Here is a 24968-nt window from a genome sequence, read left to right on the forward strand (position 1 = left end):
ATTGACTTATGGGTCAATTTCAAATACGTCTGCTAATCGCTCACGCATGAACTCACGTCGGTACTTCCGGCGCTCGGCTTCCGAGAGGTAGTTTTCCAGTACAACGTTCGCATCGGAACTGCCCTGGTCGCCTGCGATTACGTCGAGATTCTCGAGCAGTTGCTTCTGCGCCTCCATGTACGTCGTATACCAGAAACGCCGGCCCATCTTCGAGGTCGGCGCCTCGCCACGAACGGTAACGCCAGCACGGTTTGCAAGCCGCTGAAACCGTGATTGGACTGTCTCACCAACGATATGGCCACTCGAGGACGCCGTCGAGGAAAATAGATACCCGTTCCACTCGTCGTCTCGAGCACCAAGCGTGTCGATGTGATCCGTCAGTTGCTCGCGGCCATAGACCAGCGCAACCGTTCCCGGACCGTTCTTTCGCTCCTCGAAGTAGATATGTGGATCCTCTCTCTCGAGTACCACCTGAGACACGTGCAACGACGCGACCTCGTTCCGTCGAAGGCCCCACGCACACAGCGCGAGCACGAGTAGTTCCTCCTCAGGACTTTCGGCAACCATGTACAGCTGCTGGACGTCCTCGCTCGAGAGCGGTTGGTTGTCTTTCTCCTCGCGGTTCCAGTTGTACTCCTCGCTGATTCTCGAGGACGGGTTGAAGGCGGCGATCGCCCGACGCTCGAGGTGGCTGTAGAACTGATTGACGTCGCTTAGATACCGTTGCTTCGACGCGTCAGTCCCGAGATCGGCATCGAGTTCGTCGAACACCGCAAGGACGCGTCGAATCTCGGCAGCCCGTTCGGCGGTGTCGACGACGCGGTCCACGAGATTGGCCTGGCCGTGGAGTTCATCGTACAGTTGCGCGTAAGTCGCAAGCCGGGACCGCTTCGTAGCGACCGTGGTGTCGGCGAGGCCTTGCCGGCGTTCAAGCGTCCGGATGAACGACTCGAGTTCCTCAATAGTGGTTTCATCATCGATACCCCATGGATAGCCCTCTTCAGACTCCTCTACGTAGCCTACAGATTCGAGAAACTCTGAAAGGGTCATCTCGTGGTGCTCTCGAAGCGTGTAAGTGAGCCCGCCGTAGCCGACGTCGAGTAGGTCCTGGTAGGTGGGTTTGTCCTCGAGATCGTGGCCAGCACGTTGCATCTCGAGTTCGATTTCGGTGTTCCAGAACTCGCGGAGTTCCTCCAGAGATTTGTGCGACCACTGGATCTGCTCGCTACTCACGCGAGATCCCCTCGAGTAACCCGTTTGCTCCGGATTGTGGTGATTCTAAGAGTGTCATTTTCGTACGGTTCGCTACTCATGGCACTCACTAAAACATATCGTATATTTGGTTGTCGCAAGCCGGACAACCAAAATACACAGTATAGCTCTACTGGCGCATAGAAGTGCCATAAACCATGTATGACTATATAGAATTTTCTCCCCGGAGGAAGTTTCGGAGGAAACGGTAGAGGTAGGCTTCGTAGCGAACAAGGTTAGCACTTCTACGGAGTTCGTTCTCGTTCGAACCCTGGCAATGACTGGTAGCGATATAGTGTACGAACGGATACGGAGTATCGTATAGCGCTCGAGCGGATCGAAACCCTCGAATGTACGCTCTGCGGAGCGACGTACGACCCCGGCCAGGTCAATTACACCCGTCCAGAACACGACGAGATTGCCAGCACCCCCGAGGTCGGTTACGACTATGACGTCCTCGCCCGCCCCAAAGCGCGGAGCTTCCTACGATGGAAGCCTCGCATCGGAGGTTTCAGGACTCGAAGGCTGCAAGCGACGTCTGTCGGAATCGCCGACTCAGCGTGCGGTGTCCTATGGCCGTGTCACAACGGCTCCCATTCCGTGGCATCGAAAATCGGAGTTTTCGGGCCGTTAGAAGACGGAGCCTTCCAAGAAGTCATGTCGTTCCGGAAGTGGTCAAAGCGTTCGTCCACGCGCACTCGACGGCACCATGCTCTTAGAGGCGCTTCAGTGTCGTGTACAGATCCTTACGGAGTGCTCGCGCACGACCGCCATCGTAGACGTATGGCTGGGTCGAAGTATCGTTCTGATAGACACAGCCCGTCAGCAGTTTGGAGTCGCTGATATCGAAACCGATTCGAATCGGGTCGTCCGGCGTTTCCGGTTCGGCTACCTCGGACTCGGCAGTGATGTTTTTTGCGGTGCTGTTAGAGTCGGAGCTCACCGGCTCTCGCGTTTCGTCGAGCAGGCCGAACCAGAGCGATTCCTGCTCGGGGTTGACCCGGAGCGGAATCCAGAACGCATTGCCACATCATGCTTGAAGAGACGCGCCGGCAGGACTCGTGCATTCGCTCGTCAGAGCGATCGATCCGGAAGCCGCGGTTCGTGAACCGGGTGGCCATCAGCCAGCTCCGACGCGTTGTACGTATCCCGAAGCTTCGGGACTTGGGATAGGGGGTGAGTGTGTACGGCGTGACGGCATCGATCACCGCCGATGGCGTGTCAGTGCGACTCTCGAACGGGACATCGAGATCAAGCCACTGTCGGTTCGCGATTGCAGAGGGGATTGCTCACCCACTCAACTCCTCATCCGTTGATCGAAGCTACATCACAGCAGGATCGAAGGACGGTGAATTCGCTCGTTACCGCCCGTGCAATCAGGATGGCACTGTCTAGTTTAGTACCTCCGCAGGCGCTTGTCCGTTGAGTGATTAATGCAGTCGTTGTATGTTATAATAGTGTATGAACTGTCCAAGTCATTTCCTGACGCTCGCCCGGCTGCCTTCCCATGAGTTGTGGAAGCGGTCAACTCGCATCTCGAGAATATGAAACCACTTTTCGATCAGGTTTCGATCAACGTAGTCAAGCTGATCGCTCGTCCTAATCGAAAGAGGAGAGTTAGATACCACAGCCATCGACGAGAAACACCGTTCCATCAAGGTCGTGTTTCTCGGTCAACTGATGCAGGAACGCAGCGGCTGGATCGGTGCCTCGTCGTCCGAACACTGCGACGTCAGGGGTTAGCCGTGAGTGTAGATTTATTGCAACATGTGCCCAAGACCAATCGAGGTTAATTTTGACAGCAGTCTTACCAACTGCGACCCGCGACGGTGAAGCCGTCCTCAGAACGTGAGGCGTTCTGATGGGCCACACGAAAGCGAAGCTCTCGTTGGCGTCGGCGGGTCTGGCGAGCTATAAACTTCCCGATATATAGTGCCAGATAGCCTGATGAGTGCGTTCTACGCCGATCAAGCGAAGAGTTGCTTGTGTCTCTCGGAGTGAACAACCGGTCGCGTAGAGACGGACGGCAAACACCCTAACGGGTGTCGCCGTCCGCTCACGCTCCCAAGGTTCATCAAATTCCGCCGCGTATCACTCGCTAAGCAGGCCTGCGGGATTATTTCAAACTAACCTCACGACCTGCTCGTTCCTCAAACTGCGCACTAAGCGGTGCCCCCGATTAGGAACTAACATGAGTGGTACGTGAGCCACCTATACTGACCACAGCTTCACAGACAATTCTGAATAAAGAACCCGTACTTCCAACTACTGTAAACCATCGTATTCAAGATACTTATTCGGGTTTCGCTTCTGAATCAGCCACTCGATAAGAAAATAGACTGCGTATCCGTTCCTCTCTATTTCTGAATAACGAAACCGCGCTACTATCTACCGTTATAGATCGAAACTCACAGCCGGCACCGCTGTCTCGTCTTCTGGTCTTGTGGTTTCCCTCGTTCGGACAGTGCCTGCCAGTCAGTCGTACTTTCGAAAGCCCATGTCACGGGCCATCTCTCGAAACGACTGTCGACACAGCCAGATCTCGTACTTGCCGATCAAGCCCTGTTCTCGTCCGGTGTCTCTACAGACGTGTTCGTTTCCGGTACGTTCGCCGTTCGTGTCGGTACTGTCGGTTGTTTCGTTCATAGACTCGGTCGATAGTCCGTCAGTCGTTCGAACGTCTGCTCGGCCGCTTCGTCCGCCGGGATATCGGCGGACTCGACGACGAGATCCGCGCTGACGGTCATCTTACCGGTATCGCTGACGAAGGCGGCACAGTCTCGGTCGCCGCTCCCGTGAACTGCATGATCGAGCGCGGTCGTCTTTCCGGACCAAACGTCCCGGAACGCACGGGCACGGGGATCGTCTGTCCACCTGCGTGTTGCTAATTTATAGTAGCTAGGTAATACAAGTTGTTATTCTATTCAGTGCTTTTATTAACTTTCGGCGGTTGCCTTCGGGCACCGACGCGACGGATCTCATATGACGACACACGACTCCACTCGAAAATTCGGCTGTACCGTCGTTGGAGGAGGGATTCATGGAACGTACCTCGCCCAGCGGCTCGTCGAAGATACTCCGCTCGACAGCTCCGACGTTCTCGTCGTAGATCCTCACGACCGATTGCTGACGTCGTTCCGTGAGAAGGCCAGAGCCTGCGGTATGGATACCCTGCGATCGACGTTCGTCCACCACATCGGAACCGAATCGTTCGATCTCGAGAACTTTGCCGAAGCAAACGATCGGGAAGACGAACTCGTTTCGACGGTCGACTATCCGCCCCGGCCGTCTCTCGATCTGTTCGTAGATCATGCCGAGTATGTGATCGAGCAAAAGAATCTCGACTCGCTGCATTGTCAGGCAGCCGTCGATGCTATCCGGGAGCGTCCCGATACGGCGGGGCTTCGGCTCGAAACAACGGTGGGAGCCATCGATACCGAACACTGCGTTCTGGCGATCGGTCACGGTGGTCGATACCGGCGACCCGACTGGGGAGTCGAGCTCGATGGAGTCGAACACGTCTGGGGCGAGTTCGACCCCGACGCGTCCGCCGACCGAACCATCGTCGTCGGTGGGGGGATCACCGCCGCACAGCTCGCGTGTGAGTTGAGCGATACCCAGTCGGTCACGTTGTTCTCACGGCACCCCCTCGAGTGGGAAGTCTCCGAGGCGAATCCGCCGTGGATCAACTGGTCGCACATCGAAGCGAATCTCCACGTACACCCACCAGGGTCGAGCGACCGATTCGACGTGATCTCGGATGCTCGGCACACTGCAACGGTTCCACCGTCTCTCTACACAGCACTCATGAACCGAATCGACGACGGTGACCTCACGCTCACGCAGGGAACGGTTGATTCGGCGACGAACGAAGACGGCTCGGTTCGACTGTCCCTCGATCACGGGCTGCAACTCCTCGGAGACCGCGTTGTCCTCGCAACCGGCTTCGAACCGGTGTTCGACCATCCGTTCGTCGAGCGGATCGCCGACGAACTCGAGTTGACACGGGGGTATCGAGGGATGCCAGTTCTCGACGACGGGACGCTTGCCTGGCGATGCGACGACGGACGAACCGTTCCGCTGTACGTTTCGGGAGCGCTCGCCGTTGAAACGGTCGGGCCGTACGCGCCCAACGTTCCCGGAGCTCGACGAGCCGGCGATCGGATTGCGGCTGCTATCGCGCAGCACCATCGCCCGTCCGGAACGGATACAGCACGAGAACAGGTCGACGGAGCGGAAGTGTCCGACTGATCAGACCCAGCACGGATTCAGCCGAGACGACGGCTCGATTCACAGCTCGGCCGGTTGGTTCTGGGCGTTCAGTCTCGATTCGAGAAATCCAACGATTTGCGCTCCCGCTCGTCTAGCACCGATGACGTTGCGAGCGAACGGACCGAGAACCTGCTGTGCAGCGACGCCCGAAACCGCAACGCGAGAGAGTGTTCCGTCCTCCCGTCTCCAGCGAAGCGTGCCGTCGTCCAGGAGCGGCGCCCCGTAGTAGCCCGTCTGGAGTGACGATTGGTGGCGTATACGCCGGAACAGATCGCCGTCGTACGGCGATCCGAAACCCGTGGCACAGATCAGTTCGTCGAAACAGAACGAACTGCCGTCGCGGCAGGTGACGACGACCGTTCCGCCGGCTTCGGTTGCGACCGTGATCTCCGATCGTTCGAGTTCGACCCGCTCTCGCTCGAGCGCTCGCTGTAGTCGACGAAACACGTACGGTGGCATCGTTCCACTGTATCGTGCCTCGGCTACCAGGTTCTCGCGGCTCCCTGATGCCGGTGGACGTGCGTGGAGCTTCTCGATATCCCCCGAGAAGTGCATCCAGTCGGTACTCGCCTCGAGCGTCTCCACACGAAACGGGCTTCGAGCGAACAAGACCACGTCCCGACCCGGCGGCTGGGCGACCTCCGTCGCAAGCTGTGCGGCGGTGATCCCGCCGCCGACGATTCCGACTGACGACGTCTCGCCGATCGCGTTGGGATCGAACGAGGGGTCCCAGACGTGGGTTACCGACCCTGTCGAGGCCAGCTCGGTCGCCCACTCCGGATACGCAACCGAGCCGCCGTGTCCGACGGCGAGGAGGCACCATCGAGTGGAGACGTGGTCCTCCCCGGTTTCGATCTCGACCGTCTGCCGATTCTCCCGGATACCGGTTACTCGAGCCTTCGTGTGACACGATTCGAGATCGTATCGATCACAGATCCAGTTGGCGTGATCGAAAAACAGCGAGACGGTCGGTCGCTCTGCACCGACCGTACTCGGAACGAGTTCGTCCTCGCGACCGCGTGCTCGAGCGAAATCCCTGAGCGAGAACGGATCGGTAGCGACGTGATGGACGAACGGTGATCTGAGCTCGATCATTCCGCACTGTTGACAATTCCGACGAAACGAATCGAGGAGTCCGACCGGATCGATGAGACGGAGCTCACACGGGTCGATCAGATCCTCCTGAAGCAGCCGAACCGCCAGGTGAACGCCGTGGACACCGCCGCCGACGATCGCAACGAGAGCGTCGGTTTCCGGGCCGGTTCGTCTCATCGTCGTACCGAAACCCTCCGGAGAAAACGCTGTACTCGATTCGGAGTGAGGCGAGCGTCAGCGTCCATTCAGTTCGATTGCCGACGCGCTAGCACGTGCCCGTCGTGACAGCGGCAATTGCACTCGAAGTAAGCCGCACTGTGCCCGACCGTTTCGAACGAGTCGATGAGCGAATCGGCGTCGTCTCGCTTCTCGACCTCGACGTTGACGATCGATCGGCCGCCGCGTTCGAGCCCCTCGAGTGCTCGCTTGGGACCCTGTCGTTCGGGTTGGAGGGCCTCGACGAGTATCGCTTCGACGGTCCGGTTTGGAAGTACCGGTACCCGACCCTCAGCAATCGCCGACGAAACGTCCTCATCGTAATAAAAGTACTCGGCGAGTTCCGGACCGTCGAACGATTGAAGCTGAGCCCTCGTCGACTCTCGAAACCGGTTGACCAGGAGATAGCAGTCGACCTCGCACTCGCGGGCGAGACGCTCGTAGGCTACCGTAGTTTCGATCGTCTCGGGGGTGGCGACGACGAACACTGTATCCGGCCGTTCGGCACGCGCACCGATTGCCTCCGGGCCCGACGGACAGTCTTCGACCGTCCATTCGATCCCGAGCGTGCCGTCGGTTCCAGCATCACGACCGTCCACTAACTGTCCTGCCTCTCCAGCAACTCGTACACCCGTTCGCTCGTTCAATCGAGCTGCAACGAGTGCAGCGAGTGTCGTCTTACCGACACCCGGATCGCCGACGAACGCGATGTGGAGTGTTTCCGACTCCCGTTCGTCCTCGACTACCCCGATTTCTGTTAGCTTCGTCGACACAATTGTTGACAACTACACACTGCTAAATATTCAAAGTTATTATTTTGTGTTCTATTTTAATAATACCGCTGCACATCGACGTAGCTCCGGCTTCTGCAACGGTCCGTCGGCAGAATCGCTGTCGAAACGAACGCTATATAAACTCCATAGCAGCCTCCGGCGGGACGGAGGTACGCCTCGACCTCGTGGTGCTCGTCCGACGCGGCACGGATCCGACGGCCGCGTCGCTAATCCTCTTCCCAGTAGTACAGTTCCTCCTTCGGACTTCCACACTCGGGACACACGTCCGGAAGATTCCCGCTGAACCGTCCCATCTCGCCACATTCCCGACACCGCCACATACTGTGACCTCGGTTCTCGGGCTCTCGCGGTTCGCCGATCGGAATCTCCGTCTCCTCCTTGTTCCGGAGTTCGCTGTCGGCGAACGGGGTGTCTTGGTCGGGGCTCATTCCAGGCATCGGTACGGCCCGAGTCATGTTAAAACATACCGCTAGTGAACGCCGTTCGAACGGTCTTCGATCAGTGACCGTTGCGTCGCATCGTCCAGAGGTCGTCGAAGTCGATAACCTCGAGCGAGTCGCCCTTGCTATCGATGTGCTCGAGCAGCGTTTCGTACTCGTCGGCGTCGATCGTATTATCCAGGTCGAACGCGTGGAAGTTCAGGATCGTACACTGGCGGTGCCGTGCAGCGAGGTCGACACACCGCATCGCGATGCCGAGATCGTGACCGATCGTTCGCGGAAGGACGAGCGGATCGAAGCCGTGGACACCGGTGAGATTGACGTCGCCAGCCTGGTTGAACCCGCCGGCGTAGTAGTATTCCGAGACGACGTCTAGAACCGTCTGGTCGAAGCTGTTGTGCGGATAGACGATGTAGTGTCCGCCCTGGAAATCGTTCTGGACCGCCCAGTTCTTGTCTCGTCGAAGGCTGTCCCGAAGCGACTCCTCGTCCATCTGGGCGAGGTAGGTGTGAGTCCCGTGGGCGACGATCTGGTCGCCAGCCTCCTGACGCTCCCGGAGCTGTTCGGCGGTCATGATCCCGTCGCGCTGTCCCCTCGTCCACTGGCGAACCGCGGCCTGCACCGCGTTGACACCGTACTCGTCGTGGAGCGGGCTCGCCACGTCGTAGTAGTCGTCGAGCCCGTCGTCCCAGCAGAGCACGACATACCCCTTCTCGGGCTTGTCGTGGATGCGGAGGTCGTCGACCCACACCTCCGCCTCGTCGGTGTTGTAGACGATAATCTGGATCTCGTCGACGACGTCACGCTCGAGCGGAGTCGTACTCTCCTCGAAGACGCCGGGATTCGTCCGGAACCACCCGATATCCGGCGTTCGGTAGGTGACACTCCGAAGTTGGTGGTGGGCGTACCCCCCGTAGATATCGATGAGGCGAATATCGACCGCTACGTTTCCTGGGGTAGACGTTCGCACGGCAAGCGAGAACTCCCGGTCGGTCAGGTCGGCCGTCTCGATGCTCCGTTCGACGATGACGTTCTCGCCGTCCTCGGCGGTGAGTTTGAGGCTCTGGGAGCCCTCGAAGGCGACATCCTCGTCGACCTCCGCGGATCCCTGAACCGTCTCCCAGACGTCGGGTTCTTCGAAGTCGTCGAACGCCTCCCCGGGTTGGCCGAACTCCTCGCGACTGTTGTACTCCGTCTCGACTGCCAGCGCCGGTGATTCGTAGCTGTTCGCCTCGCTCTGTTCGGTGGTCCCGGAGGTCGATTCGTTCGACGATCCGCTGCCGTTTTCTTCGGACGCTTCCGAGCTGAATCGGTCCGTGCAACCGGCGAGCCCCGCGAGCGTCGCCGACCCCGATAGTGCGAGAAACCGTCGCCGCGTGTTATTACTGCCTGTCATCCGTGATCTATAGGAGATACAGTAATAAAACTATTACAGTCATAAGATATTATCTGTCGGAGAGGCGAGGGTCGAGCGAGAGCTAGTGGGGAGATTACCAGCCGAAAGATGGGAACGCCCGATCGGCGACCGATCGAACGACTGATAGCCCGGGCATTCCTCCGCCCGAACGATGGATACCGGACTCGGATTTGCGATCGTCGCCGCTTTCGTCTGGGGATTCTACGTCTACGTGTTGAAGCGCTCGTTTTCGCGATACCCTCCTGCCGCATTGACCGTCCTCATCAACGCCTTCGCTATCGCGTGGTACCTGCCGATCCTGCTCACGCGAACCGAACGCTCCGCGGTCGCGTTCGACGGGTTCGGCCTCTTCGAGGTCGGCGTGATCGTCCTGACGATCGTGTCGACCGCCGCCGCGTTCGTGCTGTTTCTACGAGCGATCGCACAGGGGGACGTCTCGTACGTGACACCGATCAACAAGATCGTCCCGATGTTCGTCCTTCCGCTCGAGATCCTGTTTCTCGGGCAGTTACTGACGCCGTTACAGGTCACCGGAGTCGTCGTCGCGACGCTCGCAGTGTATGTGGCGAACTACGACCCGGGTGGATTCTTCCGACCGTTCGTCAAGGCGGCGCGGTCGCGGCCCGCACAGCTCGCGCTAGTGAGCGCGATGTGTTACGCGATTAGTGACCTCGGAAAGCGTGTTTCGTTGCAGGAACTCGCTATTCCGGAGACGCTCTGGGTTCCGCTGTTGCTATCCGGGGTTGCCGTCGTTCTCCTCCCGAGTGCGGTCCGAAACCCACCGACCGAGATCCGAGCGGATCTCCCCACGCTAGCTGTCGGAGGGGCGATGGTCGCGCTCGGAGAGCACCTCACGACGCTGGCGTTCGCCCTGTTGCCGGCGAGTATCGCCTCGCCCGTGATCAACACGCAGGCGATTATCGTCGTCGTCCTCGGCGGAATCCTCCTCGGAGAGCGTTACTTTCGGATTCGGCTCGTTGCAGCCGTGTTGGCGGTCGTCGGGGTCACGCTCATTGCGATCTGAGCCTTACGCGTACGCGGAAGAAGACGAGACACTCAAGTTTCGATGCCGTTGAAACGCTCCCTTTGCGATCGGTCGGACGTCGGCACAGGAGAGAAAGGGGGGCGATCGTCGTCTCTAGTCGTGAATTCCCATCGCGCTGATCTGCTCCTGGTACCGGTTTCGAATCGTGACCTCGGTTACCTGAGCGACGTCGGCGACCTCTCGCTGGGTCTTCTTCTCGTTACAGAGGAGCGCACTCGCGTAGATCGCGGCCGCGGCGTACCCGGTGGGCGACTTGCCCGACAGCATCCCCTGTTCGGCCGTCGTGTTGATGATCTCGTTGGCCTTGAGCTGGACTTCTTCGGGGAGGTCGAGCTCCGAGCAGAACCGTGGGACGTACTTCTTCGGATCGACGGGCTCCATCTCGAGGCCGAGCTCCTGGGAGATGTAGCGGTACGTGCGCCCGATCTCCATGCGATCGACCCGCGAGACCGCCGCGACCTCGTCGAGCGAGCGCGGAATGCCCTCCATCCGACAGGCGGCGTACAGGGTGCTCGTCGCGACGCCCTCGATCGACCGCCCGCGGATGAGGTCCTCGTCGAGCGCGCGCCGGTAGAGCACACTGGCTACCTCTCGCACTGAGCGAGGAACGCCCAGTGCGGATGCCATTCGGTCGGTCTCGGAGAGGGCGAACTGCAGGTTCCGTTCGCCGGCGTCCTTCGTTCGGATCCGTTCCTGCCACTTCCGGAGCCGACTCATCTGGTTTCGTTTCTCCGAGGACAGCGAACGACCGTAGGCGTCCTTGTTCTTCCAGTCGATCGTCGTGGTCAACCCCTTGTCGTGCATCGTCTGGGTCGTCGGCGCCCCGACTCGGGACTTGCTGTCCCGTTCCGACTGGTTGAACGCTCGCCACTCGGGTCCGTGATCGATGCCGTCCTCCTCGAGAATGAGCCCACAGTCCTCACAACTGACCTCGCTTCCGTCCGAACTCCGGACGAGTGCCGTCGAATCGCACTCCGGACACGCCCGAACGCCCTCCTGTTCAGTCGTGTTGTTCTTCGTCTGCTCGTCACGTTGTTTCTGACGGGTCGGGCGTTTCATCAGTCGAGTAGAGAGAGTGACCCAAGAAGGTTAAACGCTGGGAGTGATCGGAGCGAAACGGGCCGAAAAGAAGTCGCGAAAATAACCGGTTTCGCTCATCGCACGTCTTGATAAGACATGCGTCCGTCGCTGTTCCTATGAAAGCACTCGTCGGAATCGACGCCGGAACGACCGCTATCACGGCTGTCGCGTACGATACGAGCGGATCCACTCTCGCGACCGCGACGGAAACGCAGTCCGTCGACCGTCCGAACACCGGTCAGGCCGAACTGGATATGGGGGCGGTCTGGGACCGAACCAGGGAAACGATCACACGAGTGGTCACGAGCCTGGACGAACACGTCGAGATCGCCGGCGTCGGCATTACGGGACAGGGCGATGGCTGCTGGCTGATCGATACGAACGGAGAGCCCGTTCGAGACGCCGTCCTGTGGTCCGATAGTCGAGCAGCATCGATCCTCGAGAGCTGGACAGAGGACGGGACGATGGACGCGCTGGTCGAAACGTGTGGCTCACCCGTATATCCGGGAATGTGCCTGCCGATTTTGACGTGGCTCGCCGAACACGAGCCGGAAACGCTCGAGCGGGCGACGACCGCGTTCTCGTGTAAGGACTGGCTCGGCTACAACCTGACCGAAACTCGAGCGACCGATTACACCGAAGCGACGGTGCCGTTTCTCGACCGCGAAACGGGCGAGTTCGAGCCGGCGGTGTTCGAGTGGGCCGGTATTCCGGAGCGGAGCAACCTCGTCCCGGACGTTCGCTCCGGGACTGACGTGATCGGAGCGGTCACGAGCGACGCCGCCTCGGAGACGGGGCTCCCCGAAGGGACGCCGGTGGTAGCCGGAACGATCGACGTCGTCGCCTCGGCGGTCGGCGCCGGTGCGGTCGTGCCGGGCGACGGGGCGGTTTCGCTCGGAACGTCACTGTTTGCCCAGACGATTACCGAGGGACCCGGAGCCGACGGCCGGGGGATCGGGATGGCGTTCGGAATCGACGATCGCTGGACGACGGCGATCGGTTCGAACGCGGGGACGCCGAGCCTCGAGTGGGTGTGCGAGGAGCTGCTCGAGATAAAAGAGATCGAGACCCTCGAATCGATCGCCACGTCGGCGGCGGCGGGGTCGGGAGGAGTACTGTTTCTCCCCTATCTCAGTACGACCGGGGAGCGAGGACCGTTCACCGATCCGAACGCTCGGGCCGGATTCGTCGGACTGACCCCAGAGCACACTCGAGCGCACGTCGTCCGCAGCGTCTACGAAGGGCTCAGCCTTGCAGTCCGGGATTGTATCGAACATCTTCCTGCGACGCCGAATCGAGTGTACCTCACCGGTGGGGGGAGCCGATCGGCGTTCTGGTGTGAACTCCTCGCGGACTGTCTCGGGATCGAGTTGTTCGTTCCGGAGGCGGAGTACCCCGCGGCGAAGGGGGCGGCGACGTTACTCGCGGTCGGGCTCGGGATCGAATCTTCCCTCGAGCAGGCCGGTTCCCGACTCGGCGAAACGGAGCGGCGTTACGAGCCGGACGGAGACGTCGCGGAAACGTACGACGAACTGTACGAACACTACCGTCGAACGCGTCTCGATATGCAGCCGATCTGGCAACGACGGGCCGAGTTGCGATACGTCTACGATAACGATCAGGGATGAGTTGGACACCGACGAAGAGAACGATCAGTAGTGAACGATCCGAACCCGGTAGCTAATGAGCGCTCCGAACTCGGTAACGAGTGGCAAACTCCACAGTGGGAGATCCGAACGCAGCCGAATTCGTCGGTTCGAGTCCGACTTCGGTCGAGATCCGAGAACGGTCGAGCGGCACGCTTTTGAGAGGCGGCAGTGACGGTGGCGGTGTGGGACGATATCAGCCGGGACGACACGATTCGTTCATCAAGTGCGACGCACCTCGGTGCGGAGCGAGCAACGCTCCGGAAGGATCCGCGGAGTACGACGCCGAGTGTTGGCGGTGCGGGGAACCCCTCGGCGGAAAACCCGAACCGGGCGACGAGGTGACTGTCGACATCGTCGACGAGAAAGCCGACGGGACACTCGTTTGCAAGACCGAGAGCGGGTTCGTACTCTTTCTCGAGGCGGATATCGCGGCGATCGAGGCGATAGTCCGGGTTACGACGGTCGACGAGACCTACGGCGAGGCGGAACTCGTCGAAGCGAACCCGTAACTGAACTGTCCGATTTGCGACGACCTGGGTTTACACAGTTCATCGTACAAACGCTCGACAGGATACCCTACGTCCTAACCAAATTTTTCAAGAGAGGCAGTCGGAAAGGTAGTCGGAAGAGCTGTTGCAAACGACGAACTTGGGAAGGGTTCCCAGAGGAAGGAAGCCGAAGTTCGAGAAGGGAATCGCTGGATCGCACACACACACCACGTTTCCGGTGAAACGGCTCGAGAGGGACGTGGGAGAAGACGTGTTTCGTGACAACTTACTGGAATATATAGCTCGTTGTCCTAGATTTCTTGACCCACTCTACTGGTGGTTTTATTACCTATTAGGACGTAAAGTCCATTGACTAGATCACTTCATAGGAAAGGTGACTATAGTCACCGTAGGGATCGTCTTCTCGAGCCGAATCTGCTGCCTCTCACGTTCGAATTGGAGAATCGGATCCGGCTGCGCCTCAGCCTTTCCCCTTCGGTAACTGGCTCTCGTCCCATCTTCAACCCCCGTTTCCCCTCCACCCCACCCACCTTCGGAGCCGATTTCACCGGAAACGTGGTGTGTGTGTGCGGCCGGCCGATCTCGCTCGCCGAAACCCTCAAGTCGATTCACCGGAAACACGGTGTCTGAATCAATGCCCGAGTCCGATGACCTGTTCGTCCGGGAGGATCCGATCTTCGTCAACAAGGAACTCCTCGAGATCAGTCACCTCCCGGACGAGGGTCGTATCGTCGGTCGGGACGAGGAGATCAGCCACCTCGCTAACGCGGTCAATCCGGCGATCTTCGGCCAGAGTCCGAGCAACGTCCTAATCTACGGAAAGACCGGGACCGGAAAGTCCCTCTGTGCGAAGTACATCTCGAGACGACTCGTCGAAACCGCGAAGGAAGAAGACATCAACGCAGTCTTCGCGTACGTCGACTGCGCACAGGATACCACCGAGACCCAGGCCGTCCAGACGATCGCGAGCTCGGTCAACACCGATGGGACCGATATCTACATTCCGGATAAGGGGATCAGCACAGCGACCTACTACAAACGACTCTGGCGTCTGCTCAACGAGGAGTACGACGTTGCGCTCATCATCCTCGACGAGATCGACAAACTCGAGGACGACGCGATCCTAATGCAGCTTTCCCGAGCGGGCGAGGCTGGAAAAGTCAGAGACTGCAAGATCGGTGTCATGGGAATCAGCAACAAAATCAAGTACAAGGATCGGATGGACGAGCGGGTCAAATCGAGCCTCTGTGAACGGGAGTTCGTCTTCCCGCCGTACAACGCGAGTCAGCTCAACAAGATCATGACCGCCAGAAGCGATGCGTTCCGAGAGGGTGTATTGGAGGACGCGGTAATTCCACGGGCCGCTGCGCTGGCGGCCCGCGAGCACGGCGACGCGCGCAAGGCGATCGACATCCTCCGGTACGCCGGCGAGATCGCTCAGACTCGAGGCACGGAGACCGTTCGCGAGGAGTTCGTCGTTCAGGCACGGGAACGCGCGGAGGTTGATCGATTCCGCGAACTCATCCGCGGTTCGACCCCTCACTCCCGGTACGTTCTGCAGGCACTAACGGTGCTCTCGCTCGACCAGCAACGCGAGGACGAGGGCGTCGAGAACAGCGGGTTCAGAACCACGCGCATCTACGACGTCTACGAACAGATCTGTCGACAGGAGGGAACCGATGCGCTCTCGCTTCGCCGCGTCCGCGACCTCCTGAAAGAACACGCCTTCCTCGATATCCTCGAGCAGACCCGCCACAGCGGCGGGAGCGCGGAGGGTAGTTACACCGAACACACGCTCCTCGAGGATCCCAAAGTGGTCAAAAACGTTCTCGAGGACACCGTTGAGTAGTTCTCGAACGACCGTTCCGATCGATCGTGATGGAACCGTCCGTTTGCGGAAAGAAAACGGCCTGATTCACCGGAAACGTGGTGTGCTCCTCCACCGGAAATTCGGTGTGTCTTCGTCCGTCGTACAAGTTCGATTCGACCGACCGAACTTCTGCTGATTCTCGGTTCTGAAATCCCCGGCTACAGCGCACTTATGTCCAATCTAACCACCCCGTCCAGCATTCCACCGGAAAGATGGTGTCTTCGTCGACGACAACGTTCCCCCGTCGACACACCGGGGTTCCGGTGAAACTCCGTCTGACCGGTGGTTTCTGGTTCCCTCGGAAACTGACCTTCGCGAGGGTCGATTTCACCGGAAACGAGGTGTGTCTGACTAGTATTTTTGGATTGACTACTTCTCGGGAATGAGATCCAGCTGGTGACGGTTCGCAGAGGGATTCAGACAGCCCCAATCTGTATATCGCGATATACGGTACATTGGTTTTGGATTCGAATCACTGCTCCGACCGCTGATCCATCGAACTCCGAGCTGGTCTCGGCTCGAGAGCGTTCACTCGAAGTCGTAGCCCCAGTCGCGTAGTACGTCGGCGACCTCGTCGACGCGAGTCATTCCGACGAGAAGAGCGGCCTCCCGGAGATCGGCCTTCTTGACGGACTCACCGAGTTCGCCCTCGAGACTTCGGCGGGTCTCGCGCTGGTGGTCGAGCGTCGACTCTTGAAGGTGTAGCTGGACCGTCTTCGGTCGGTCGTCGGAGATGCTATCACGTCTGTAGATCCACGGCAATCCACCGACCGACGAGCCACCAGCCGACTCACTGACGTTCGAGTCGCGATCGGCCTCCGACCTAGCCGTTGACTCGGGAGACAGTCGTTCGGAGTCGGAGTCCGTGCTGGATGACTCGTTGTCTTCACCGCCGCCCTCGTTATCGCTGCCGAACGGATCGTCGCTGCTCGCACCGCTTTTGAACCCGCTCATGCAGTCGTCACCTCCTCGAGCGCGCCCGGCTCCGGCGGGTTCGGCGCGTCGATCCCGGCCTGGTCCTCGAGGTAGCGGGCGAGGCGATCGAACTGCGCCAGCGTCTCGAGTTCGTAGTCGCGACGGCGGTCGCGGTGTTCGCGAACGAACTCGAACGCGGAGCACTGTTCCTTCCAGCAGCCCTCCATCAAGGAGGTTCGGTCGGGGAGCACCTCCGGGGTGGGGAACTCGATCTCCTCGATCAGCGCCGTCTGGTCGTTCGTCCGTTTGAACCCGTTCGGAACGGCCGCCAGCACGCCGACCTCGATCCCCATCTGGTCGGCGAAGTTGCTGGCGAGTTCCTCGAGGCCGTCGACGGAGGCTCGCCCCTTCGCACTGGGTTCGACCGGGAGCACGAGGTTTCGAGTCGCGTAGATCGCGTTGTAGAGGTGGTCGGACTCGGTTGCCGGCGGATCACAGATCAAGACGTCGTACTCCTCGGCGACCCCGCCCTCCTGGAGTACCCGTTGGAGCTGTGCGTAGATATTGTACGCGTCGCCGAGCTCCTCGGCTTTCTGTTTCTCGCGTGCGAGGTGGTTCGACAGATCCGAGAGCATGTTGTGCTCCGGAACGATGTCGACGCTCTCCGCCGATCGGATCAATCCGTCGAACGATCCCTTTCCGCTACCGACGAGGTGACGAACGAGGTTGTCGACGTCCCGGTCCGCGCGCCCCTCGTCGACGCCGAGCAGTCGACTGAGGTCGCCGTCCTGGGGGTCGAGCGGGACGACGAGCACGTCGAGTCCCGCTCGAGCGTGCGCGACGGCGAGGTTCGCCGCCAGCGACGACTTCCCGACGCCCCCCGCTTCGGAGTAAACCGTGTACGAGAGCATACTTCCTGAAAGTCACTACTCAGATATGAAAGTACGTCAGACAACTAATCTACGACTGACAGGTAAGTCACGTATCTTTCGAACTCGTCTGCGAACCTAATCTAAGACTCTTAGCTAAGACACTTAGATAAGTGGCTCCGAAGAGTTCGGCTCACGGTGTACGCCCTCGAGTGGGGCGATCTCCGCGGATCGACGTGATCGACCGTCGCTTCGGTTTCGGCCCTGTTCTCCGTAGCTCACCCGAGTCGTTTCACTACGAACTCGATCTATGGTCGAGATCTAAGATAGATGTCTAAGACACTCATCCACGAACGTACAGTATCGGTCTAACGTGTCTGTGATGGTTCGCTACGACGGCTCGTCCGTTTCGGTGAGATTCGGATACGACTGCGCCCCGCCGCTCGAGTTTCGCGCGATCAGCGTTACGACCGCCGCGGTTCCGTCGGTGACGGTTCGCACGCGCTCCTCGTAATGAAGGATCGTCAGATCGAGACACGCGCGAAGCAGGTCGTTCGAACGGTACCGGTGGCGCTTGCTCGACGGTCCGATATCGACGTCGTCGGCCGAGCGCAGGTGGTGTTCGTAGACCAGGACTCCACCCGGTGCGAGCGCCTCCTTCAGATCGGGGAGGTACTCGAGCGCGGCGAAGAAACTCACGGTGATCACGTCGTAGGTGTCGGGTTCGGGATCGAACTCCTCGAGATCGACGCGGATCCAGTCGACGTCGACGCCCCGCTCCGCGGCCCGCTTCCGTGCTAGCTCGAGGGCTTCGTCGGAGACGTCGACCGCGTCGACGTCGTACCCCTGCTCGGCGAGATAGAGCGCGTTGCGACCGGTCCCGGTCGCGATGTCGAGGCCGCGACCGTTCGGCAGCGTCTCGATCCAGCGCTCGAGTTCGGGGATCGGATCCTCGGGCAGTTCGAACTCGGGATCGCCGTACTTCTCGTTCCAGCGACTGCGGTCGTCGGTCATACGGACCCAGTCGAAACCGACCGTCTTGGAGGTCCCGGTCGCGGTCGGCATCCGTCCCACCCTGCGGTCCCGTCTCGAAGCTGGGACTCACGTCACGTCGTCGTGCGTGAGCAACTCCCGACCGCGTCCGTCCGCCGGGGAGCCGTAGGTAATCACCTCGAGCAGGTTCCCGTCCGGATCCAGGAAGTAGAACCCCTCGAACTCGCCCCAGTCGTAGGGACCCTGATTGGGGAACTGATCGTCGAGATCGTCGACGTAGTCGTCGTAGCTCGCCCGATCGGTCTCGAACGCGAGGTGGGCCTTGTCCAGCGGGTGCTCGAGATCGGCGGGGTTCCAGCCGCCGGCTCGCCCCGTCTCGGCGAGCGTGACGACGGTGTCACCCACTTCGAACATGGCGTGCTCGCCATCGAACTCTTCCGGCGGTCGCCGAACCGACAGTCCGAGTTCGTCGCGGTAGAACGGGTACGTCGCCTCGAGGTCGTCGACGTCGACGTTGATGTGATCGACGGCCCGCATCGTCACCGTCCCACCCGTTCGGCGTACTCGCGGACGATTCGGGCCTCGCTATCGAGGTAGTCGTTCGTCCACGCGGCGTCGGGTTCGATCTCGCCCTCGAGGAGGTCGGTTTCGGCGAGGGCGCTCGCGAGGCGTCGCCAGCGTGCCCCGTCGTGGTTCCCCCATCCCGCCTCCTCGACGTGCGGGCTGAACTGGAGATCCCGAGCGGCCGTCTCGAACTTTTCGCGCTCGATCCGGCGACGTCGCTCGAGGGTCGCGTTCCGCGCGACCAGGGAGTCGATCGCGGCCTCCGGATCTGCCGTCGCCTCGGCCCAACCGCGAGCGGTCGCCCGGAGGAACGCGCTCACGGTCCCGGATTCCTCGTCGGCGAAGGTTGGGTTCGTGACCAGCATCATCCCGTAGACGGGGAGGTGGTCCCCGATCGGAAGCTCGTCGGCGACCCGGTCGTGCTCGTACTCGAGTTCGAGGCCGTTAGTGACGACGCCGACGGCCGCGTCGACGCTGCCGTCGAGCACCTGGTGTTGGACGCGGTGGTGGGTGTGGGGATCGACCTCGAGCAGGTCGACCTCCTCGCGGATGCCGACGTCCTCGAGGAGTTGGGCGGTCAGGATTCGGGTCTTCGTCGCTGAGGGGGCGACGGTGCGACCGACCAGCTGTTCGGGCTCCTCGAGGGGTTCGCCGAAGACGTCCCGGAGCGTGTAGATCGCCGCCGGCGTCTTCGCGGTCACCGCCGCGACGGCAAGCGGATCGTAGCCCTGGCTCTGCACCGAGAGGACGGCGCTGGCGCCGGCGAGGGCGATATCGGCCTCGGCCTCGTCCTTGGCCGCCTGCTCGGCGGCAAAGGGTGAGCCGTGGCCCTCGAGGAAGGCGACGTCCAGTCCCTCCTCCTCGTAGAACCCGCGCTCACGGGCGAGGAAGTATGGCGCCTGGAACCCGTTGGGTTCCCAGTTGAGCTGGAAGGTGAGCGTCTCCATCCGTCACACCTCCAGCCGGAACATGTCGTCGGGCACGTGATCGACGCCGAGCGCGTCGGCGCCCGCGACCTCGAGTAAGTGGTCGAACAGCCGATCCATCCCGTCGATCGTCTCCTCGTCCCAGTCGGCGACGACCATGTCCCGCCAGCCGTCCCGAACGGCACGGACGATCTCGGGGTCGTCCTCGTACATCAGGCGCTCGCCGATGTCCTTCCAGAGCTCGTCGTCGCTCGTCAGCCGGTCGACGGCGTCACGGTAGGCGCCCTTGAATCCGCGTACCGCGTCGGGGTTCTCCGAGAGATACTGTTCGCTGGTCAGGAACGTCGAGATCGGGAGCTTCCGGTCAGTCTCGGAGAGATCCTGGACGAGTTCGGCCATCGGCAACACCTCACGATACGGCCCGGTCTCGGTGATCTCGGGGACGATCGGCCAGAACTGGAGGATCCCGTCGACCTCGCCGTCCTGGAGCATCCGTGTGAGCTCGACCTTCGAGCCCGCTTCGACGGGCGTCGCCTCCTCGTCGGGGTCGAACCCGTGGCGCTCCCGGCACGCGGCCCGCACGAGGATCCAGTTCTTGTCGAGGCGGCGAACGACGCCGATCCGACGGCCGCGGAGGTCGGTCAGGTCTTCGATCGGGGAGTCCTCGGGAGTGACGAGCCCGCCGACGGTCCGTCCGTACGGGTGGACCGCCACGATCGGCGCCCCGTCGGCGCGCTCGCGGGCCGTCGAGATGTAGTCGATGTCGATCAGGTCGGCGTCGCCCTCTTGCAGTTTCGCCTCGACGGTCTCGACCCCACCCTCGAGCGAGTCCGAGACGAGTTGCACGTCGAGGTGAAAGCCGTGCTCGTGGTCCAGCCCCAGCCGCTTGATCGTGTACAGCATGTACCGCGGGCTCCCGTTGTGCTCGAAGCGGGCCCGAAGAACGGGTCGATCGCCGGGTTCGTCGTGGTGGGCGTCGAGTTCGGCCTGCTGGCTCTCGATGTCGACGGCAGTTGATTCCGACATCTCGGTCACCCCAGCGAGGCGACGATGGCGTCGATCTCGGCCTCGTCGTCGATCAGTTCGCGCTCTTTCATCCACTCGAGTTGCGTCCCGAGATCCTCTCGGTCGGCGAGCTCCGGCACCTCGTATCGCGGCACCGTCACCCGCTCTCGAAGGGCGTCCATGTCGATGTCCTCGAAGAGATCGGGTGCGACGCGGGCATCCTTCTCGAGCATCTCGAGGTACTCCTCGCGGAACGCCTCCGGAGCCTCGTTGATATCCCGAACGGCCCGGCCGTAGGCCGCGACGTACGCCTTGAGCAGGTCGGAGTCGACGTCGTCGCCGCCGACGATCCCCATGTGGTTCTCGAACTCGAGGACGGGCTCGAACCCCAGCTGCTCGGCCAGCGTGGACTGGGGATCCAGCAGCGTGACGGCGTCGACCTCGCCGTCCCGTAGCGCCCGCAGTCGATCGGTCGGCATCCCGTAGTGGACGAGCGAGACGTCCTCGGGAGCGACGTGTTCCTCGAGGGCTCGCATCGCGGTGTACTCCTGGCCGGTGCGGCGGTTGACGGCGACGTCGATCCCGGCCAGATCGGTCGGCGACTCGATCGCGGTTTCCGGCCGGGTGAACACGGTGTAGGGCTGGTCGGCGAAGGTGCCGTTCGCGACGACCTCGCCGTCGCCCATCCCCCACGTTCGCTTCAGGCTCTCCCACTTGCAGACGGGGTAGAGATCGACCTCGTAGTCGCCGGTTAGCGTCTCCTCGGCGGGGATATACTTGATCTCGACGGACCCGCGGTCGCGCTCGATCAGGTCGACGTCGAGTCCCTCGGCCTCGAAGTACCCCCGTTCGACCGCTACCCGCTGTGGCAACACGAACGAGAACGGGAGGTGAAACAGCTTGAGCGTGTTATTGTCTGCCATGCAATCACAATGATCACGAATTCACTGATAAACCTTTCTCGTCAACTTTTATAAGAGGTGTTGTGGTTGTGTGTCATGGGTCGTGATATCATGGAAACGGTGAACACCGGTGACGCGGGTTTCGAGGAGGTCCACGATGGCGTCTACCTCGCGGACCTCGCGACGGGACGAGAGGCGAGCGTGAAGTACTGGCGCATCGATCCGGGGGCAACCCTCCCGGTTCACGAACACGACAACGAACAGATCGGCTACATGCTCGAGGGGACGCTGGTCGCGATAGCCGACGGCGAGGAGGTACGGCTCGAGCCCGGGGACTGCTATCACTTTCGGAGCCGGGAACGTCACGGGGCCGAGAACCGATCGTCGAGCCCCGCTGTCGGAATCGGCGTTCTCGCTCCGCCGCGGGAACGGCCCGACTGGGGTGATCGGTGACCGTCGTCCACACCCACCGGACCGTCGCCGTCGTCCTCGAAGCCCGGTCCGAGTCGGAGCCCGTGCCGAAGCTCCCGGTAGTTCACCACTCGTACCGAGCGATCTCGTTCGATTCACATCGGGGACACTCGATCGTCTCCGTCGAGAACGTCGTCCCGCACCTGCGACACTCGTACAGGACGACGTCGTCGCCGTCGAGCAGTTCCCGGAGTGACTCGAGTGCGTTCATTCTGCGCGTTTACGCCGATGAGCCTTCGGGCAGGTCGTCCTCCAGTTCCGCGTCGTCTCCGAGCCCCGATCCGGTATCTTCACCGTCGACGGATGCGTCGTCATTACCTTCCGCTTCGGGTCCCGCGCCGTCGCCCGGGGGATCGTCCGTTTCGCTCGGCGGTTCCTCGTCCGGCTCCTCGGGCTCGTCGCCGTCGGAGGTGGGATCGTCGTCGTCCTCCTCGGGTGGATCGTCCGCTTCAGTCGGTGGATCATCGTCGTCCTCGTCGATCGGTTCCTCCTCGGTCGGTGGGTCGTCGTCGTCGGTCGGCGGCTCCTCGATCGGCTCGTCTCCGTCCTCGAGGGGATCCTCGTCCGTTTCGTCGGCGGGGGGCTCCTCGTCCGTTTCGTCGGCGGGGGGATCCTCGTCCTCTTCGACCCCGGACACCGGCACGGTTCGTTCGTCGACGTCGTCCTCGCTTTCGACCCGGATCGCGAGCTCCCGATCGTCCTCTGCAGGCTCGGTCTCGTACTCGAAGTCGACCGTCTCCACCTCGCCGCCGGAAAGCGTCACTGACTCGGTGTCCTCGAGCGCGTCGTCGACGAAGAACTCGAGCTCCTGGGTCGCTTCCTCGTCACCGGTGTTATCGACCTCGACGACCACCGCGAGGGTCTCTCCGGCCTCGAGGGATTCGTCGGCCTCGACGATCTCGACCGCGAATTCGGCGGGTGCGGCGTCGTCGCTCACCTCGACGGTCGCGCTCGCCTCGTCGTCGTCGGTCCGAGCCGCGACCTCGAGGTCGCCGAGGTCGTCGTCGGTCGTCTCGTAGGCGAACTCGACGGTGTCCTCGCTTTCGGCGTCGACTTCCACCGATTCGGTCTCGATCTCCTCCCCGTCGATCTCCAGGACGACGTCCTCGGTGACCGTCTCGTCGCCGAGGTTCCGGAGCCCGACGGTCACCTCGACCTCCTCGCCGACGGTGACCGCGTCGTCGACGTCGAACGCGGCGATTTCGAGTTCGTCCGGTTCCTCGAACTCCTCCTCGTCCTCGAGTTCGTCGGGTTCCTCCGGGCGGTCCTCGGGCTCCTCGAGCTCCTCCGGATCGTCGAACCCCTCCTCGGCCGACTCGCTCGCTCGCTCCTCGAGTTCGTCCTCGTCGTCGGTCTCGGTCTCGACGGCGTGTTCTACCGTCTCCCCCGCGGTGTGAGTCGCGATCGCCTGTAGCTCCTCGTCGGAGACGGGCCGATCGCGGACGAGTTCGCCGACCGTCCGATCCGTTACTAGGGCAGCTGACCTGAGTTGCTCCGGCGTGGCATCAGCCGCGCGCGAGACGACGCCGCTCGAGGTGCCGAAGGCCATCGACTGGACCTGCCGTACGTCGACCTCCTGGATCTGTACCGCGCCCTGTGCGGCCCCCTGGGTGGCGTACTGGACCTGCCGCACGTCGACCGTCTGGCGCTGGACGACGCCGCTGGCGGCTCCCTGAGTCGTCCCCACTGCGGCGTACTGGAGCTGTTCGACGGTCACTTCCTGATGCTGGACGACGCCCGTGAGACAACCCCACGCGGCGCCACCGGTCAGATACTGGACCTGCTCGACGCTGACTTCCTGATACTGGAAGGCGGCCGAGATCCCACCCTGCGCGACGCCGGAGGCGACGGCCTGAACCTGTCGAACGGTCACCCGCTGGTGCTGGACGACGCCAGTGAGACAACCCTGTACGGCGCCGTCGGCGACGTACTGGATCTGCTCGACGGTCACCTCCTGGTACTGGACGATCGAACGGACGCAGCCTCGCGCGGCGCCGAACGCGGCTACCTGTACCTGTCGGACGGTTACGCGCTGTCGCTGGACGACCGCGCCGCCACAGACGCCCCTCGTCACGTACTGGAGCTGTTCGACGGTCACCTCCTGGTACTGGGAGAGCCCGCCCGCTACGGCGCCGGTTACGGCGGGTCCGATCGCCTCGACGGGCGTCGCCGTCCGGGGCTGAGCCGAGCCGCGAGCCGTCGAAAGCGTCGTCAGTAGCGCTTCGTCCCCCTCGTCCGCCTCGAGCGGTTCCGAGGGAAGCAACGCGCCCTCCGCCGCGCCGGCCGTCGCCGCCCGGATCGCGTCCGGATCCGCGTCCGGGTACCGGGCCGCCGCCTCGAGGGCGCTCTCCTCGAGTGCGGCCTCCTGTTCCGGGCTCGCTTCGACACCTTCCGCCCGTGCGGTTTCGATCCCCTCCGCGACGCCGTCCTCGATCGCGGCTACCGCGTCGGCGGGAACCGCTTCGCTTCCACCGGCTGCGTCGCTCTCGCCGGGTTCGTCGTCCGCCTGCGCGAGCGCGGACGGGAGCTGTGCGGCCGCGACCGTCCCGGCGCCCAACCGGAGTACCGTCCGTCTCCCCACCGTCAGGGTCCGGCTGTCCGAAGGTCTCGTTCGATCCTTCGGGAGCCCGTTTCGGCGCGGCTCGCTCTCCCCGTAGTCGGTATCAGTCATCGTGATCGTTCCCG

22 protein-coding genes and 1 pseudogene are annotated in these 24968 nt (G+C 61.7%); 6 read left to right on the forward strand and 17 right to left on the reverse strand.

Annotation, left to right across the window (positions count from 1 at the left end):
- Positions 1-6: 6 nt before the first annotated feature.
- From QA609_RS17000 to QA609_RS17010, 3 genes and pseudogenes are all read right to left on the reverse strand, one after another.
- Positions 7-1233, reverse strand: a complete 1227-nt coding sequence (locus QA609_RS17000; protein WP_278303804.1) for a tyrosine-type recombinase/integrase — start codon at positions 1231-1233, stop codon at positions 7-9.
- A gap of 1448 nt (positions 1234-2681) precedes the next feature.
- Positions 2682-3357, reverse strand: a pseudogene (locus tag QA609_RS17005) (DDE-type integrase/transposase/recombinase).
- 369 nt (positions 3358-3726) lie between these two features.
- Complete coding sequence (locus tag QA609_RS17010; protein ID WP_278303805.1) at positions 3727-3897, reverse strand: 30S ribosomal protein S14; 171 nt, start codon at positions 3895-3897, stop codon at positions 3727-3729.
- Between the two features lie 336 nt (positions 3898-4233).
- Here QA609_RS17010 and QA609_RS17015 point away from each other — a divergent pair, with 336 nt between their 5' ends.
- Complete coding sequence (locus QA609_RS17015) at positions 4234-5502, forward strand: FAD/NAD(P)-binding protein (protein ID WP_278303806.1); 1269 nt, start codon at positions 4234-4236, stop codon at positions 5500-5502.
- Positions 5503-5541: 39 nt separating this feature from the next.
- Here QA609_RS17015 and QA609_RS17020 read toward each other — a convergent pair whose 3' ends face one another.
- From QA609_RS17020 to QA609_RS17040, 4 genes are all read right to left on the reverse strand, one after another.
- The gene (locus tag QA609_RS17020; RefSeq protein ID WP_278303807.1) at positions 5542-6795 is read right to left on the reverse strand and encodes an FAD/NAD(P)-binding protein; all 1254 of its coding nucleotides are present in this window, start codon (positions 6793-6795) and stop codon (positions 5542-5544) included.
- A gap of 68 nt (positions 6796-6863) precedes the next feature.
- Entirely contained in the window at positions 6864-7433 is a 570-nt protein-coding gene (locus QA609_RS17025; protein WP_278303875.1) for an ATP-binding protein, read from the reverse strand.
- A gap of 401 nt (positions 7434-7834) precedes the next feature.
- Complete coding sequence (locus tag QA609_RS17035) at positions 7835-8056, reverse strand: hypothetical protein (protein WP_278303808.1); 222 nt, start codon at positions 8054-8056, stop codon at positions 7835-7837.
- A gap of 70 nt (positions 8057-8126) precedes the next feature.
- Positions 8127-9464, reverse strand: coding sequence for a polysaccharide deacetylase family protein (locus QA609_RS17040; protein ID WP_278303809.1), 1338 nt, complete (start codon positions 9462-9464; stop codon positions 8127-8129).
- Between the two features lie 172 nt (positions 9465-9636).
- Between QA609_RS17040 and QA609_RS17045 the strand changes: the two genes are divergently transcribed.
- Positions 9637-10509 (forward strand): DMT family transporter, encoded by an 873-nt coding sequence (locus QA609_RS17045; RefSeq protein ID WP_278303810.1) that lies wholly within the window; start codon positions 9637-9639, stop codon positions 10507-10509.
- A 114-nt stretch (positions 10510-10623) separates the two neighbouring features.
- Here the strand turns inward: QA609_RS17045 and QA609_RS17050 are convergent, their stop codons facing one another.
- Positions 10624-11589: a transcription initiation factor IIB gene (locus QA609_RS17050; RefSeq protein ID WP_278303812.1), complete on the reverse strand. Its 966-nt coding sequence runs from the start codon at positions 11587-11589 to the stop codon at positions 10624-10626.
- A 137-nt stretch (positions 11590-11726) separates the two neighbouring features.
- Here QA609_RS17050 and QA609_RS17055 point away from each other — a divergent pair, with 137 nt between their 5' ends.
- The 3 genes from QA609_RS17055 to QA609_RS17065 all read left to right on the forward strand — a co-directional run bounded on the left by QA609_RS17055 (position 11727) and on the right by QA609_RS17065 (position 15617).
- The gene (locus QA609_RS17055; RefSeq protein WP_278303813.1) at positions 11727-13238 is read left to right on the forward strand and encodes an FGGY-family carbohydrate kinase; all 1512 of its coding nucleotides are present in this window, start codon (positions 11727-11729) and stop codon (positions 13236-13238) included.
- Between the two features lie 203 nt (positions 13239-13441).
- Positions 13442-13768, forward strand: a complete 327-nt coding sequence (locus QA609_RS17060; protein ID WP_278303814.1) for a TRAM domain-containing protein — start codon at positions 13442-13444, stop codon at positions 13766-13768.
- Positions 13769-14402: 634 nt separating this feature from the next.
- A complete protein-coding gene (locus QA609_RS17065) occupies positions 14403-15617 on the forward strand; it encodes an orc1/cdc6 family replication initiation protein (RefSeq protein WP_278303815.1) in 1215 nt (404 codons plus the stop codon).
- A 549-nt stretch (positions 15618-16166) separates the two neighbouring features.
- On the opposite strand, the gene QA609_RS17070 is transcribed toward QA609_RS17065, so the two are convergent.
- The 7 genes from QA609_RS17070 to QA609_RS17100 form a co-directional block, all read right to left on the reverse strand.
- Positions 16167-16592 carry a hypothetical protein gene (locus QA609_RS17070; protein ID WP_278303816.1) on the reverse strand — a complete coding sequence of 142 codons (426 nt, stop codon included), beginning with the start codon at positions 16590-16592 and terminating at the stop codon, positions 16167-16169.
- Positions 16589-17464, reverse strand: coding sequence for a ParA family protein (locus tag QA609_RS17075; RefSeq protein WP_278303817.1), 876 nt, complete (start codon positions 17462-17464; stop codon positions 16589-16591). The genes QA609_RS17070 and QA609_RS17075 overlap by 4 nt, the downstream gene beginning before the upstream one ends.
- A 348-nt stretch (positions 17465-17812) precedes the next feature.
- Positions 17813-18436, reverse strand: coding sequence for a class I SAM-dependent methyltransferase (locus tag QA609_RS17080; RefSeq protein ID WP_278303818.1), 624 nt, complete (start codon positions 18434-18436; stop codon positions 17813-17815).
- 87 nt (positions 18437-18523) lie between these two features.
- Complete coding sequence (locus QA609_RS17085) at positions 18524-18952, reverse strand: VOC family protein (protein WP_278303819.1); 429 nt, start codon at positions 18950-18952, stop codon at positions 18524-18526.
- Between the two features lie 2 nt (positions 18953-18954).
- Entirely contained in the window at positions 18955-19926 is a 972-nt protein-coding gene (locus QA609_RS17090; protein WP_278303820.1) for an ABC transporter substrate-binding protein, read from the reverse strand.
- Positions 19927-19929: 3 nt separating this feature from the next.
- Positions 19930-20931, reverse strand: coding sequence for an ABC transporter substrate-binding protein (locus QA609_RS17095; RefSeq protein WP_278303821.1), 1002 nt, complete (start codon positions 20929-20931; stop codon positions 19930-19932).
- Positions 20932-20936: 5 nt separating this feature from the next.
- Positions 20937-21833: an ABC transporter substrate-binding protein gene (locus QA609_RS17100; RefSeq protein ID WP_278303822.1), complete on the reverse strand. Its 897-nt coding sequence runs from the start codon at positions 21831-21833 to the stop codon at positions 20937-20939.
- Positions 21834-21923: 90 nt separating this feature from the next.
- Here QA609_RS17100 and QA609_RS17105 point away from each other — a divergent pair, with 90 nt between their 5' ends.
- Positions 21924-22265 carry a cupin domain-containing protein gene (locus QA609_RS17105; protein WP_278303874.1) on the forward strand — a complete coding sequence of 114 codons (342 nt, stop codon included), beginning with the start codon at positions 21924-21926 and terminating at the stop codon, positions 22263-22265.
- Positions 22266-22347: 82 nt separating this feature from the next.
- Here QA609_RS17105 and QA609_RS17110 read toward each other — a convergent pair whose 3' ends face one another.
- Together QA609_RS17110 and QA609_RS17115 are read right to left on the reverse strand one after the other, a co-directional pair.
- On the reverse strand, positions 22348-22494 hold the full coding sequence (locus tag QA609_RS17110; protein WP_278303823.1) for a hypothetical protein: 147 nt from the start codon (positions 22492-22494) through the stop codon (positions 22348-22350).
- A 9-nt stretch (positions 22495-22503) separates the two neighbouring features.
- Positions 22504-24954 carry a CARDB domain-containing protein gene (locus tag QA609_RS17115; RefSeq protein WP_278303824.1) on the reverse strand — a complete coding sequence of 817 codons (2451 nt, stop codon included), beginning with the start codon at positions 24952-24954 and terminating at the stop codon, positions 22504-22506.
- Positions 24955-24968: the final 14 nt, after the last annotated feature.

The sequence above is a fragment of the Natronococcus sp. A-GB7 genome (genome assembly GCF_029688865.1).
Lineage (GTDB): Archaea > Halobacteriota > Halobacteria > Halobacteriales > Natrialbaceae > Natronococcus.